11 protein-coding genes are annotated in these 14,459 nt (G+C 65.9%); 8 read left to right on the forward strand and 3 right to left on the reverse strand.

Features of this window, described 5'->3' with window-relative positions; genetic code table 11:
* Nucleotides 1–256 precede the first annotated feature (256 nt).
* The 3 genes from cobN to RFA01S_RS12560 all read left to right on the forward strand — a co-directional run bounded on the left by cobN (nucleotide 257) and on the right by RFA01S_RS12560 (nucleotide 4,775).
* Nucleotides 257–3,862, forward strand: a complete 3,606-nt coding sequence (cobN, locus tag RFA01S_RS12550; protein ID WP_032408257.1) for a cobaltochelatase subunit CobN — start codon at nucleotides 257–259, stop codon at nucleotides 3,860–3,862.
* A gap of 18 nt (nucleotides 3,863–3,880) precedes the next feature.
* Nucleotides 3,881–4,261, forward strand: a complete 381-nt coding sequence (locus RFA01S_RS12555; protein WP_027497107.1) for a PPOX class F420-dependent oxidoreductase — start codon at nucleotides 3,881–3,883, stop codon at nucleotides 4,259–4,261.
* Between the two features lie 88 nt (nucleotides 4,262–4,349).
* Complete coding sequence (locus RFA01S_RS12560) at nucleotides 4,350–4,775, forward strand: VOC family protein (protein ID WP_032408485.1); 426 nt, start codon at nucleotides 4,350–4,352, stop codon at nucleotides 4,773–4,775.
* A gap of 39 nt (nucleotides 4,776–4,814) precedes the next feature.
* Here RFA01S_RS12560 and RFA01S_RS12565 read toward each other — a convergent pair whose 3' ends face one another.
* From RFA01S_RS12565 to RFA01S_RS12575, 3 genes are read right to left on the reverse strand one after another with little or no spacing between them, the layout of a single operon-like run.
* The gene (locus tag RFA01S_RS12565) at nucleotides 4,815–6,176 is read right to left on the reverse strand and encodes a metallopeptidase TldD-related protein (RefSeq protein ID WP_032408256.1); all 1,362 of its coding nucleotides are present in this window, start codon (nucleotides 6,174–6,176) and stop codon (nucleotides 4,815–4,817) included.
* Entirely contained in the window at nucleotides 6,173–7,699 is a 1,527-nt protein-coding gene (locus RFA01S_RS12570; RefSeq protein WP_032382028.1) for a TldD/PmbA family protein, read from the reverse strand. Before RFA01S_RS12570 ends, RFA01S_RS12565 begins: the two co-directional genes overlap by 4 nt.
* A gap of 10 nt (nucleotides 7,700–7,709) precedes the next feature.
* On the reverse strand, nucleotides 7,710–8,477 hold the full coding sequence (locus RFA01S_RS12575) for a TSUP family transporter (RefSeq protein WP_032370548.1): 768 nt from the start codon (nucleotides 8,475–8,477) through the stop codon (nucleotides 7,710–7,712).
* Between the two features lie 17 nt (nucleotides 8,478–8,494).
* Here RFA01S_RS12575 and RFA01S_RS12580 point away from each other — a divergent pair, with 17 nt between their 5' ends.
* The 5 genes from RFA01S_RS12580 (at nucleotide 8,495) to lnt (ending at nucleotide 14,126) form a co-directional block, all read left to right on the forward strand.
* Nucleotides 8,495–9,655: a sensor histidine kinase gene (locus RFA01S_RS12580; protein ID WP_032408255.1), complete on the forward strand. Its 1,161-nt coding sequence runs from the start codon at nucleotides 8,495–8,497 to the stop codon at nucleotides 9,653–9,655.
* A 16-nt stretch (nucleotides 9,656–9,671) separates the two neighbouring features.
* Nucleotides 9,672–10,328, forward strand: a complete 657-nt coding sequence (locus RFA01S_RS12585; protein ID WP_027497113.1) for a response regulator — start codon at nucleotides 9,672–9,674, stop codon at nucleotides 10,326–10,328.
* An 81-nt stretch (nucleotides 10,329–10,409) separates the two neighbouring features.
* Entirely contained in the window at nucleotides 10,410–10,946 is a 537-nt protein-coding gene (locus RFA01S_RS12590; RefSeq protein WP_032408254.1) for an FxsA family protein, read from the forward strand.
* 17 nt (nucleotides 10,947–10,963) lie between these two features.
* Nucleotides 10,964–12,559 carry an amidohydrolase gene (locus RFA01S_RS12595; RefSeq protein WP_032408253.1) on the forward strand — a complete coding sequence of 532 codons (1,596 nt, stop codon included), beginning with the start codon at nucleotides 10,964–10,966 and terminating at the stop codon, nucleotides 12,557–12,559.
* Nucleotides 12,549–14,126: an apolipoprotein N-acyltransferase gene (gene lnt / locus RFA01S_RS12600; protein WP_032408484.1), complete on the forward strand. Its 1,578-nt coding sequence runs from the start codon at nucleotides 12,549–12,551 to the stop codon at nucleotides 14,124–14,126. The genes RFA01S_RS12595 and lnt overlap by 11 nt, the downstream gene beginning before the upstream one ends.
* Nucleotides 14,127–14,459: the final 333 nt, after the last annotated feature.

Here is a 14,459-nt window from a genome sequence, read left to right on the forward strand (position 1 = left end):
GTGGCCCGATCTCGTCCCGGCACCGGTAGCATTCGATGTTCACGGCTCCGGCCGAGAGGAAACCGGTGAAATCCCGGTACGGTCGCGCCACCGTGACCGCCCTGTAGTTCGTCGAGAACAGCTCGTCGGGAATGGTTCTCGGGACCTGTTCTCGAGGATCGTGCCTTCGGGACGGGGCGGAAGTCGGACCCTCTCACCGACGAGCTAGGACGATTCACCGATCCAGGGGCGCGAAACCCCGAGGAGGGCGTTACCCGTGTTTCTGTTGCTGTCCACATCGGACACCGATCTGCTCAGTGCCCGCGCCAGTGGGGCCGATTTCACGTGGGGCAACCCGTCCCGCCTGCTGGCGGAAGACATCCCGTCGATGGCCGAATCGGCCGAGCTGATCATCGTCCGCATTCTCGGATCGCGTCGCTCGTGGGAGTCGGGAATCGAGGCCGTCCTGGCCACCGGTTTGCCCGTGGTCGTGCTGGGCGGCGAACAGGCCCCGGATGCGGATCTGATGGAGATCTCCACGGTGCCCGCCAACGTCGCCGCCCAAGCGCACAACTATCTGGCCGAGGGCGGCTCGGGCAATCTGCGGCAGTTGTACAACTTCCTGTCCGACACAGTGCTGCTCACCGGTCACGGTTTCGACGCACCTCGACACCTGCCGACGTGGGGCCACCTCGAGCGGAACTCCGCCCAGCACTCGGACGGCCCGACCGTGGCGATTCTGTACTACCGCGCTCAGCATCTCGCCGGAAATACCACCTACATCGATGCCCTCGCCGCCGCAGTCGAGAACGCCGGGGCGAACGCACTGCCGATCTACTGTGCGTCACTGCGTACGGCGGAAGCCGACCTGCTGGAGACGCTGAAGTCGGCGGATGCCTTGATCGTGACCGTGCTGGCTGCGGGCGGCACCAAACCCGCCGGTGCTTCGGCCGGCGGCGACGACGAAGCCTGGGATGTCGCCGAGCTCGCCGCCCTCGACGTTCCGATCCTGCAGGGTCTGTGCCTGACGAGTTCCCGCGCGACGTGGTCCGAGAACGACGACGGACTCTCGCCCCTCGACGTGGCCACGCAGGTCGCGGTCCCGGAATTCGACGGCCGACTCATCACGGTTCCGTTCTCGTTCAAGGAGATCGACGACGACGGCCTGACCACGTACATTCCGGACCACGAGCGAGCAGCACGCGTCGCCGGCATCGCCGTCCGCCATGCGCGGCTCCGACACATCCCGGCCGCCGACCGCCGAATCGCCCTGATGTTCTCGGCGTATCCCACCAAACATGCCCGCATCGGCAATGCCGTCGGCCTCGACACTCCCGCCAGCGCGATCGCGTTGATGTCGGACATGCGTGAGGCCGGTTACGACCTCGGACCGCTCGAGGGCCCGGATTCGGTGCCCGGTCTGGCGGCCCGAGACGGCGACGCACTGATCCACGCCTTGATCGCCCGTGGCGGTCAGGACCCCAACTGGCTCACCGACGCCCAGCTCGAGGGCAATCCCATTCGCATTTCGGCGGCCCGGTACCGCACCTGGTTCGAGCAGCTTCCCGACGACCTTCGCGAGGGTGTGATCGAACATTGGGGACCGGCACCGGGTGATCTCTACGTCGATCGTTCCGCTGATCCCGACGGTGAGATCGTCATCGCAGCAATGCAATTCGGCAATGTGGTCATCATGGTTCAGCCGCCGCGCGGATTCGGTGAGAAGCCCGTTGCGATCTATCACGACCCGGATCTGCCGCCGAGCCATCACTATTTGGCCGCCTACCGGTGGATCTCTGCAGCCCGCGAGGACGGCGGCTTCGGGGCCGACGCGATGGTTCATCTCGGTAAGCACGGAAACCTGGAATGGCTCCCCGGCAAGACCCTCGGCATGTCCGCCTCCTGCGGCACCGACGCAGCGCTGGGCGACTTGCCGCTGATCTATCCCTTCCTGGTCAACGATCCGGGGGAGGGCACACAGGCCAAGCGGCGAGCCCACGCCACTCTCGTCGATCACCTCATCCCGCCGATGGCGAGAGCGGAGAGCTACGGAGACATCTCTCGGCTCGAACAGCTGCTGGACGAACACGCGAACATCTCGGCTCTCGATCCGGCCAAGCTGCCGGCCATTCGCCAGCAGATCTGGACGCTGATGACCGCGGCACAGATGCACAAGGACCTCGGACTCGACGAGCGTCCCGACGAGGAAGTGTTCGACGACATGCTGCTGCACGTCGACGGATGGCTGTGCGAGATCAAGGACGTGCAGATCCGCGACGGGCTGCACATCCTGGGCCAGGAGCCCGTAGGCGATGCCGAGGTCGAGTTGGTGCTGGCGATGCTGCGCGCTCGGCAGATGTGGGGCGGCGAGCAGACGGTGCCCGGTCTACGCGAAGCTCTCGGGCTCAGCGAGGACGGCGACGAGGAACGCACGCGCGTCGACAGCATCGAGGCCGTCGCGCACGGATTGGTCGCGGCAATGCAAGCGACGCAGTGGAATCCGGCCGAGGCCGAGCGGGTTGCGGGCGAACACGGTGACGTGGTCGCAGAGATTATGAGGTTCGCCGCCGCCGAGGTGGTACCGCGTCTACGCGGAACTTCCCGCGAGATCGAGCAGGTGTTGCACGCTCTCGACGGCGGGTTCATCGCGGCGGGTCCGAGCGGTTCACCGCTGCGCGGCCTGATCAACGTGCTTCCTACCGGCCGCAATTTCTACTCGGTCGACCCGAAGGCCGTGCCGTCGAAACTGGCGTGGGAGACCGGTCAGGCGATGGCAGAATCCCTGCTCGCTCGCTACCGCCAGGATCACGGCGAGTGGCCGAAGTCGGTCGGTCTCTCGGTGTGGGGCACCTCGGCCATGCGGACTTCGGGCGACGACATCGCCGAGGTGTTCGCTCTGCTCGGAGTCTCCCCGGTGTGGGACGAGGCCTCGCGCCGGGTGACGCGCCTCGAGGTGATCGACCTCGACGAGCTCGACCGCCCTCGCATCGATGTGACGGTACGGATCAGTGGATTCTTCCGTGACGCGTTCCCGCACGTGCTCGCCCTTCTCGACGACGCGGTTCGGATGGTGGCTGCGTTGGACGAGCCTGCGGATCGGAACTACGTCCGTGCACACGCGCAGGCCGATCTGGCCGAACACGGTGACGAACGACGTTCTACGACACGCATTTTCGGTTCGAAGCCAGGAACGTACGGTGCCGGGTTGCTTCAGCTGATCGACAGCAAGACGTGGCGCAGCGACGACGACCTCGCTCAGGTGTACACCACCTGGGGCGGCTTCGCCTACGGCCGCGGACTCGACGGAGTACCCGCGTCGGACGACATGCGCACTGCGTACAAGCGTATTGCCGTGGCCGCCAAGAACACCGATACACGTGAGCACGACATCGCCGATTCCGACGACTACTTCCAGTACCACGGCGGCATGGTCGCGACCGTGCGCGCGCTGACCGGAAAGTCGCCCGAGGCATACATCGGTGACAGCACGCGGCCGGAATCGGTTCGCACGCGCACACTCTCGGAAGAAACCGCCCGCGTCTTCCGCGCTCGGGTCGTCAACCCTCGGTGGCTCGAAGCCATGCGCAGGCACGGCTACAAGGGTGCGTTCGAGATGGCGGCGACCGTGGACTACCTGTTCGGTTACGACGCCACCACCGATGTGGTGCAGGACTGGATGTACGAGAAGTTGGCCGAGACCTATGTGCTCGACGAGCAGAACCAGAAGTTCATGCAACAGTCCAATCCCTGGGCACTGCACGGTATTGCCGAACGACTGCTCGAGGCCGCGGAGCGCAAGATGTGGGCCGAGCCGGACAAGCAGGTTCTCGACGGCTTGCGCCAGGTGTACCTGGAAACCGAAGGTGAGCTCGAGGGGGAGTAGCGACGTACCCTTCTCGGTATGACTGCCACCTTCGAGGACATTGCCAAGGGCAAGTACGTACTGCTGACGACGTTCAAGAAGGACGGCACCGCCGTACCGACCCCGCTCTGGGGTGCGCTCGACGGTGATCGTCTGCTCGTGTGGACGGTGTCGGATTCGTGGAAGGTCAAGCGCATTCGCCGTAACTCGAAGGTTCTGCTCGCACCGTGCGACATGCGCGGCAAACCCCAGGGCGACGCGGTCGACGCGACAGCCGAGATCCTCGATGCAGCCGGCACCGAGAAAGCGCGCGCGGCGATAGTGTCGAAGTACGGCATCCTGGGCTGGCTCACCGTGAAGGGCAGCGTTCTTCGAAGGGGCAAGAGCGGCTCGGTCGGGCTCGCGATCACTCCCGCGTAACCGGTCTGCACGACGACACCATCGTTGGTATGCGCAGTTCCGAATGCTTCATGAGGCGGCTTCCCCTGCTGCCGGAACGGAGCACCACGTGCCTATTGCAGTGACCGATTACAACCATGTCCGACTCACCGTCAGTGACATCGACCGATCCCGATCGTTCTACGACTCGGTGTTCGGCTTCGAGGTCGCCTACGCCTGGGATCCCGACGCGGACGAGGAGACCAAGAAAGCCCTGTGGTTCCTCTTCGGCGGCGTGATCTACCAGTTCGGCGGGGGTTTGCTCGGTCTGCGCCCGGTTGCACCGAGCGACGACACCTTCGCCGAGGACCGGTGCGGGCTGGACCACCTCAGCTTCACCGTCGATACCCGTGCCGCGCTCGAGGATGCAGTCAAGACGCTCGATGAGCTCGGCATCGCGCACGAGGGCATCAAGGACGCAGGGCCCGGACTGTCCATCGTGGAGTTCCGGGACCCCGACAACATCGCTCTCGAGCTGTCCGGACCCGACAAGTAGCGGTCGGACGCAGGGCCTGCGGGAACGACCCGGCAGACCCTATTGCGCGGCGCTGACCGAGGACATGTGAAAGTCCGGAATGCGCAGCGGCGGCATTGCCGTGCGAGTGAACCAATCCTTCCACTCGCGCGGCAGTGTTGCCTCCGTCCGTCCGACCTCGGTGACACGTCGCAACAGATCCAGAGGACTCTCGTTGAACCGGAAGTTGTTGACGGCTCCGATGATCCGGCCGTCCTCGATGGCGTAGACGCCGTCGCGGGTGAGACCCGTGAGCAGCAACGACGTCGGATCGACCTCTCGGATGTACCACAGTGTCGTCAGTAACAGCCCGCGCTCGGTCGACGCGACCATCGCGTCGATCCCGGTGTCGCTGCCGCCGGTGAGGATCAGATTCTCCCCGGGGACGGCAACGGGTACCTCGAACTTCCGGGCTCCGGCGCGGGTATAGGCCAGTGCTGCGATCGCGCCGTCCCGGATCCAATCGACCCGGTCGATGCCGAGACCGTTGTCGAACACCGACACCGCATCACTGGAGGAGCCCGCCGCGACGAACGGCGCGTACCCGAGACCGGGCTCGCGCGGGTCGGAGTGCAGCGTCAGCGGCAGCTCGGTGAGCTTCTCGCCGACTCGGGTGCCACCGGCCCGCGAGAGTGCGGTGCGACCCTCCTGGGCCCCGCGCCCCTCCATGGTCCACATCAGGTAGATCATCAGATCGGCCACGGCGGAGGGCGGCAACACCGTGTCGTACCGACCGGCGGGACGCTCCACGGTGTTCTGCGCCCAGCCCAGCCTGGTGGACAATTCGTCGAGCATCGATGCCACCGACACGTCGCGGAAATCGGCTGTACCTTTCCCCACCCAGGCACTCGCCCCGGACCGCTTTCCGTTGATCTCGATCGACCCGGTCGGCTGTGTGAACGTGCGTCGCACTCCGGTCGAGGTTCCGAGCCACACGTTGTCGACGCGATTCTCGGCGAATCCGTACAACGTGTCTCGGCCGTCGAATCCGACGTTCAGTTCCGTTGCCAGCGAACCGAACACGTCGATCGACGTGTCCTGCGCGTGTCGATCCCAGCCGTCCGGCTCGGAATCGGGGGTCAGCAGCGGCATCGCGTCGTCCGCAGGCTCGGCGGCGCGGGCCGCTGCTTCACTGGCACGCACGACGTCCGCGATCTCGCTCGGATCGACACTGGTGGACGACACCGAACCCACCCGCGCCACGTCCCCGTTCCGGACGATGGACACCACCACCCACTGCCTCGAAGTGGAGACGCCGTTCGTGGTCATCGAATTGCCCGCCCACCGAAGCGTCGCGTCGCTGGAGTCGGTGACGAGGACGACGGTGTCGTCGACGCTCGCACACGCCAACGCACGTTCGATCACCTGCTGCGGCTCGATCATCGACCTGCCTCCGATCGGGTGTTGAGGACGTTGACCCCGCGGAACAGTGCGACCGGGCAACCGTGACTGACCGCGGCGACCTGACCGGGTTGGGCCTTGCCGCAGTTGAATGCCCCACCGAGTTTCCAGGTGGAGCGACCTCCGAGCAGTTCCATCGAACCCCAGAAATCCGTCGTCGTCGCCTGATAGGCGACGTCGCGCACCTGGCCGTCGAGCACACCGTTTCGAATCCGGTAGAAGCGTTGTCCGGTGAACTGGAAGTTGTACCGCTGCATATCGATCGACCACGATTTGTCGCCGACCACGTAGATACCGTCCTCGACCGCGGCGATGACCTCCTCGGTCGACCGGTCGGTGTCGGGATCGGGCTGCAACGACACGTTCGCCATGCGTTGGATCGGAACGTGATGTGCGGAGTCGGCGTAGGAGCATCCGTTGGACCGTTCCAGTCCGAGCCTCGGGGCGAAGACCCGATCGAGTTGGTAGCCGACGAGTGTTCCGTCGCGAACCAGATCCCACTTCTGCGCGGCCACGCCGTCGTCGTCGTAGCCGATACTGGCGAGACCGTTCACCTCGGTCCGGTCTGCGGTGACGTGCATGATGGGTGAGCCGTAACGCAAGGTTCCGAGCTGATCGGGTGTGGCGAAGGACGTCCCGGCGTAGGCGGCCTCGTACCCGATCGCTCGGTCGTATTCCGTTGCGTGTCCGATGGATTCGTGGATGGTGAGCCACAGGTTGGTGGGATCGATGACGAGATCCGTCGGACCTGCCACCACCGACGGGGCCTTGACCTTCTCGGCCAGCCACTCCGGGATGCGCGCGAGTTCGTCCGCCCAGTCCCAAGTGCTGTGTTCACCGAGGTATTCCCAGCCACGTCCGACGGGCGGTGCCAATGTCCGCATCGAATCGAACGCACCGGCCGCTCGGTCCACGGCAGTGGCCTCGAACTGCGGGTGTAGTCGTACCCGTTGCTGAGTGATCGAGCTGCCCGCCGAATCGGCATAGAACGACTGTTCCTTGACCTGCAGCACCGACGCCGTGACGTGGTCGACGCCGTCGGAGGCGGACAACCTGGCCGAGTACTCGGCCAGCAGCGCCACTTTGTCGGTGGTGGGAACGTCGAACGGGTCGATCTCGTACTGCGAGACCCAGACCGCGTCCGAGTACACCGGTTCGGGCGCGAGTTCGACCCGTTCGCGGTTGAGCACGCGTAACGCCGTCGCCACCTCGGCCGCACGCCGCGCCGTGGTGGCAGCCGCGTCGGTACTCAGCTCGGCGTGAGAGGCGAAACCCCAGGTGCCGTCGACGACCACCCGCACCGCCAACCCGATTTCCCCGGCGTCGACGGCGGATTGCACCGAGCCGTCGCGCAGTGAAATCGACTGGGTCGTCAGCCGCTGCACCCGGAAGTCCGCATGCGAGGCTCCGGCCGTGCGCGCCGCGCTCAGGGCCGCGTCGGCAAGTTCTCGCAGGGGGAGGGCAAGGAAGTCGGCGTCGACCGACCGGTCCGATGGTGTCGTCACGACTGTGACGCTAGCCGAATTGTTGCCAGCCGAGGCGTAGGACCATGCCGATCACGACGACGAGCAACACGATCCTGACGAAGCCTGCGCCCCTGGCGACCGCCGTCCTCGAACCGAGTACCGCACCGACGACATTGCAGGCGGCCATCGCAGCACCGAGTTGCCAGTACACACTGCCGGTGAATGCGAAGTAGGTCAGCGCACCGACATTGGAGCCGACGTTGATCACCTTTGCCATCGCGGCGCTGCGGACGAATTCGGTGCCCAGCATCGTCGCGAAGACGATGATGAGGAAGGTGCCGGTGCCGGGTCCGAGAATGCCGTCGTAGAACCCGATGCCGGCTGCGGCGAGGCCGATGACGATCAGAACTTTGCGATGCGTCGGGGGCGACGGTGCCGCGGTACGACCGATGGTCGGTCGGCAGGTCACCAGTACCGCAACGCCGACCAGCACGACCATGATGATCGGCACGAAGAGGTCGCGGTCGATCAACGACACCGCGGCAGCGCCCGCCGCCGAGGTCGTCGCCGCGATCGCGCCGGCAGGAACGAGCACCTTCCAGTCGAGCGAGACCTTGCGGGCGAACGTGACGACGGCGGCGACTGTTCCGAAGACTGCGGTCGCCTTGTTGGTCGCGAGGGCTGCCTGCTGTGTCAGTTGCGGTGCCACGAGCAAGATCGCCGGCAACAGAATGAGACCGCCTCCGCCGACCACGGCGTCGACCCATCCTGCTGCTGTCGCGGCGGCCATCAACAATCCCCAGTCCGCGACAGTCATACGGCAAACTCAATCACATGCGTCGATTCAGCCTGTGGCTCCGTGGCCAACCGTTCGTGGCCGACGCACTGCTCGCCGGTGGGCTTTTCGTCATCGAGATTCTCGTTTTCGTGAGTTCGGCCGACGGCCTGAACGGGCCGTTGTTTCTGGCCTTCTCGGTGGTCCTGACCGTTCCCGTCGCGTGGCGGCGTCGGTTCCCCAGGTCCGTGGCGGCCGTGGCACTCGTGTCGACGTTCGTCGCCGACGTGTGGGGAGCCATGGTCGGGGATACCTCCAACGGCCATCCGGCCGCACTGGCGTTGCCGATCATGCTCTACACCCTGGTGGCCTACGTCGGCCGCGCACAGGGGGCCGTCTACGCCGCCGGTGTGGCCGCCTACTCGGTGTCGTCGTTGTTGCTCTTCCACCAGCCGTTGTTCACGACGCTGCTGTTCAGTGCTCTGCTGTACGCACTGTCGTGGGTCGCTGCCGAATTCCTCGGTGCCCGACGCGCATACGACGAGGCGATGGAGGCCCGACTGATCGTGGCCGAGTACGACCGGGATCGCCGCGCCGAGGAGGCCGTGCTCATGGAAAGAACACGTATCGCGCGCGAGCTGCACGATGTCGTCGCCCACGGGGTGAGCGTGATGGTGGTCCAGGCCGACGGGGCGTCGTATGCCATCAGGCGCAACCCCGAACGTGCCGAGCAGGCGGTGGCCAACATCTCGGCGACGGGCCGGCAGGCGCTGGCCGAACTGCGTAGGACGGTCGCGCTGCTGCGGACGACCCCCGACGCGGACGACATGCCCGAGTACGGCACGGCCGGTCTGGCCCGCGTCGTGGAAATGATGAGTCGAGCCGGCTTGAACGTCGAGTTGGAACAGACGGGCAATCTCGACGACATCAGTCCGGCGATCAGTCTCGGCGTACACCGACTCGTCCAGGAATCGCTGACGAACGTTCTTCGGCACGCCGGCCATGCCCCGCGAGCCGTCGTGCGGGTCGCACGCGAAGCAGACACCGTCACCGTCGAGATCTCCGACAACGGCACCGGCAGTGCGGCGCCACCGACCGGTGGCGGAGGACACGGACTGGTGGGGATGCGGGAGCGAGTCGCGGTGTTGCAGGGCACGTTGCAGGTCGGTCGTACACCCCAGGGCTTCTGGCTCGTGCGGGCGAGACTGCCGACCGAGTAGGCGTTAGGTTGTGTCGGTGCCGATCACCGTTGTCGTCGTGGACGACCAGGAACTGATGCGAATGGGCCTGAACATGGTGCTCGAAGCCCAGGACGACATCGAGGTGATCGGTGAAGCGTCCGACGGCTCCGGTGCCATCGAAGCCGTGGCACGGCTGGCGCCCGCCGTGGTCTTGATGGACGTCCGCATGCCCGGGATCGACGGGGTCTCCGCCACTCGAGCGATCACCGAATCAGGATCGGACACCAGGGTTCTGGTCATGACGACGTTCGATCTCGACGAGCACGTACTCGGTGCGCTCAGGGCAGGAGCCAGTGGATTTCTGCTCAAGGACACACCGCCCGAGGATCTGGTATCCGCGATTCGGAGCGTGGCTGCGGGTGACGCCGTCGTATCACCGAAAGTCACGAAGAGGCTGTTGTCGCGGTTCGTCGAGCGCACCGAGCCGGCCGTCGACCCATCGGTACTGGACGGCCTGACCGGGCGTGAGCGAGAGGTCATGGCGCACCTGGCAACCGGGCTGTCCAATGCCGAGATCGCGACGGTATTGCACCTGTCCGAGGCGACCATCAAGACCCACATCGGCCGAATACTGACCAAGCTGGGAGTACGTGACCGAGTGCAAGCCGTCGTACTCGCCTACGAATCCGGCCTCGTCAGACCTGGATCCTGAGAATCTCCCGGCAAACAGGACGCATCGGGAGAAAAACGACTGTGCCGGACGTTGTACGGACCAAGCGAAGAAAGGACCGTCATGCTCGCTCTGTTCGTGCTCTACGTCGTGGTCGAGGTCACAGCCCTGGTCGCGGTGGGCAGTGCACTCGGTGTGCTGTGGACCGTGGTGCTGCTCATCGCTGGATCGTTGGTCGGTTCGTTGCTGGTCCGTTCACAAGGCCGGCGGGTACTGGACGGCCTGCGACGCGCATCGCAGGGTGAACGCTCGGCCGAGGGAGCCGTGGCCGACGGCGCACTCTTCGCTGCAGGGTCGGTGGCCATGTTCGTGCCCGGCCTGGTGACCACGGTGGTAGGCCTGTTGCTGTTGATCCCACCGACTCGCTGGCTGCTCCGGCCTGCCGTGCTGTGGGCGGCCGCGCGGTGGCTGCCCCGAGTCGCGGCGTCCACTCGGCGCATGCGCCCCACGGTCATCGACGGTGAGGTACTCGACGACCGTACGGCCAGCGAGAATCGCGGACCACGAACCACCGGACCGTCGCTCGTTCTCGAGGGTGAGGTGATCGACCCGGGCCGCGTCGATCCCGCTGCCGGGGATTTCCCCAAGTCCCACCGGTAGGGGCAGACTGGTCGCTCGTGACCACCGAATTGTTCTGCGGCGGACGGATCTACAGTCCTTCGGCTCCCGATGCCACCGCCATGGCCGTGACCGACGGAATCATCAGCTGGATCGGTGAGGATCGCACCGGACGAGCCTTGCATCCCGGCGTTCCCGTCATCGATCTGGCCGGTTCTTTCGTCGCTCCGGCCTTCGTGGACACGCACGTTCACGTGACCGACCTCGGACTGTCGTTGATCGGCCTGGACCTGAGCCGGTCCACGTCGGTCGAGGACTGCGTACGCATGGTGCGAGAACATGCGGCATCCTCGGAAGACGACCTGATCTGGGGTCACGGTTGGGACGAGTCCACCTGGTCCGAACAACGTCCTCCCACCACCGCCGAACTCGATGCGGCTGCTCCCGGACGAGCGGTGTACCTCACCCGAGTCGACTCGCACTCGGCCGCCGTATCCACCCGATTGCGGTTCGCCGCGTCCGCTGCCGACGCCACCTCCGGCTACTCCGAACAGTCTCCACTGACCGCAGACGCGCACCATCGTGCTCGGCAGACCGCTCGCTCGCTGCGCACCGCCGACACCCGACGCCGAGCAAGGGCTGCTGCGCTGGACGACGCCGCGGCGCACGGAATCGTCGCGGTCCACGAATGTGCAGGACCGGTGGTGTCGGGCATCGTCGATTTCCGCGAACTCATGAACACCGAGCACGGCGTCGAAGTACGCGGCTACTGGGGCGAGCTGGCAGATACCGCCGAACGCGCCCGCGAATTGCTCGAAGAGACCGGTGCCCACGGATTGGCAGGCGATATCTTCGTCGACGGATCCCTCGGGTCGCACACCGCATGGTTGAGCTCGCCGTACGCCGATGGTCCCGGAACCGGGGTGTCGTACGCAGATGTCGACGCGATAGCTGCACACATCGCCGCCTGCACGACGGCCGGAACTCAGGCCGGCTTCCACGTCATCGGCGACGCCGCGGTGTCGGCCGCCGTCACTGCATTCGGCCGGGTGGTCGCCGATCTGGGCACACCCGCCGTCGCCTCGTGCGGACACCGGCTCGAGCACGTGGCGATGGTGTCCGCGCAGCAAGCCGACCTGTTGGCGTCGTGGGGCGTCATCGCCAGCATGCAGCCGGCGTTCGACGCGGCGTGGGGCGGAGCCGACGGCCTCTACGCCGCGCGTCTGGGTGCCGAGCGCGCTGCCGAACTCCACCCGTTCGCGCGCCTGGCGTCTGCGGGAGTCTCGCTGGCGTTCGGCTCCGATGCGCCGGTGACGTCCCTCGATCCGTGGGCGACGGTCCGGGCTGCGGCGAACCACCGCACTCCGGGGAGCTCGGTGTCGCCGCGTGCGGCGTTCTCGGCTGCGACGCGCGGTGCATGGCGGGCGGGGGGAGTGCGCGACGGTTTGGCCGGAACACTGGTGCCGGGCGCCCCCGCGTCCTTTGCGGTGTGGGACGTGGACGAGCTCGTCGTGCGAGCACCGAAGGACAGCGTTCAACGGTGGTCGACCGACCCCCGTGCGGGCGTGGCACCGCTGCCCAGCCTCGAGGCGTCGTCCGTCGGTCCCCGCTGCTCGATGACGGTGCACCGTGGACGGGTCGTTCATGAGCAGTGAGAACCCCTCGACCGCGCGACTGACGCGGCTGTACGGACCCGCGCTGTCGACCGTCCTGGCTGCCGTTGCCGGCGCGCTCGTCTTCGCCAGTTTTCCGCCGCGAACGCTCTGGTTTCTGGCACCCATCGGCATCGCAGTACTGGCACTGGTTCTGACGGGGTTCGGCGGTCGCCGATCGGTGTCGCTGAAAGGCGGATTCGGATACGGCTACGTGGCCGGCCTCGCCTTCTTCGTTCCTCTGCTCCCGTGGATCGGCGTCTACGTCGGCCCGGTGCCGTGGCTCGCGCTGGCCGCAGCCGAATCGGTATTCCTCGGTCTGTTCGGTTTGACGGCCGTGCTGGTTGCGCGGAGCGCGTGGTGGCCGCTGTCGATGGCCCTGATGTGGAGCGCCGCCGAGTGGCTTCGGTCGAGCGTTCCTTTCGGAGGGTTTCCATGGGGCCGGCTGGCGTTCGGACAACCCGAGGGCTGGTTGCTTCCGTTGGCGAGCATCGGAGGCGCACCGCTACTCAGTTTCGGGGTCGCGCTCACCGGTACCGGACTGGCCGCGCTGGTGCTGACACTCACGCGTCGCGTCACCGCCCGATCGCTCGTCGGACCGGTCGTGACCACGGCGATCGCGTCGATCACTGCGGTGTCGCTGATCCCGACTCTGCACACGAACGACACCGGGGACGGCGATCGCACGGCGACGATCGCTGCCATTCAGGGCAGTGTTCCTCGCCTGGGGCTGGACTTCAACGCGCAGCGACGCGCGGTACTGGACAACCACGTGCGCGAGACGATGGCGCTGGCCGCCGATGTCGACGCGGGCAGGCAACCCGCGCCGGATCTCGTCGTGTGGCCGGAGAACGCATCGGATATCGACCCGCTGCGCAACTCCGACGCTGCGACGCTCATCACGCAGGCGTCGGTTGCCGTCAGTGCCCCGATTCTTGTGGGCACCGTCCTGGTCAACGCGAACAACACGAACACCAATTCCGTCATCGCGTGGAACGGTGCCGACGGACCAGGGGAGCGGCACGACAAGAAGATCATTCAGCCCTTCGGTGAATACTTGCCGTACCGAAGTTTTTTTCGGCTGTTTTCGGAATACGCCGATCGAGCGGGCTATTTCGTTCCTGGAAACGGAAACGGTGTCGTACACGCTGCAGGAATAGCGGCCGGAATAGCCACGTGTTACGAAGTCGCATTCGATCGGGCCCTCGACGAGTCCGTTCGTTCGGGTGCGCAATTCATCGCGATCCCCACCAACAACGCCACGTTCGGCGATACGGAAATGACGTATCAACAGCTGGCGATGTCGCGGGTGCGAGCCGTCGAACACGGACGCACCGTCGTGGTTGCCGCGACGAGCGGCGTCAGTGCCGTAGTCGGACCCGAGGGGAACGTCCTGCAGCAAACCCCGCTGTTCGAGCCGGATGTACTGGTATCGACGGTCGAACTGCGGAGCTCGCTCACACCGGCGACACGCATCGGTTTCGGCGCGGAGCTGGCGCTGATTCTGGCCGCGGCAGTGGGGTTGATCGCGACGCTCGTCGGCGTCCGACGTCGACAGCTTCGGGAATGAAACAGTCGTCAAGTTCGTTCGGGTCGGTATTCGGCGCATCGACGGTCCGAATCACTATCATTCGTTCGATGTAAAAACGGCCATCGGGTGGCGCACACAAGCGAACTTGTAACAAGCTTCCCCGAACAATCGATGCCCACTAGGACTACCGCACAAAAGAACTTCGCCGATGTTGTATCTTTGTAAGCCGCTGGAGGTGTTGGAGGTCCAAGATGCGGCCGCCGTCGTACCCCCGAACGCCGCCTCGGTCACGATGTCAGGGGAGCGAACAATCGGCATCGATGCCGCGTCCGGATCGAGCGCCTGACAGGGAGGGGGAACCGTGTTCCTGAG

The organism is Rhodococcoides fascians NBRC 12155 = LMG 3623 (genome assembly GCF_001894785.1).
Lineage (GTDB): Bacteria > Actinomycetota > Actinomycetes > Mycobacteriales > Mycobacteriaceae > Rhodococcoides > Rhodococcoides fascians.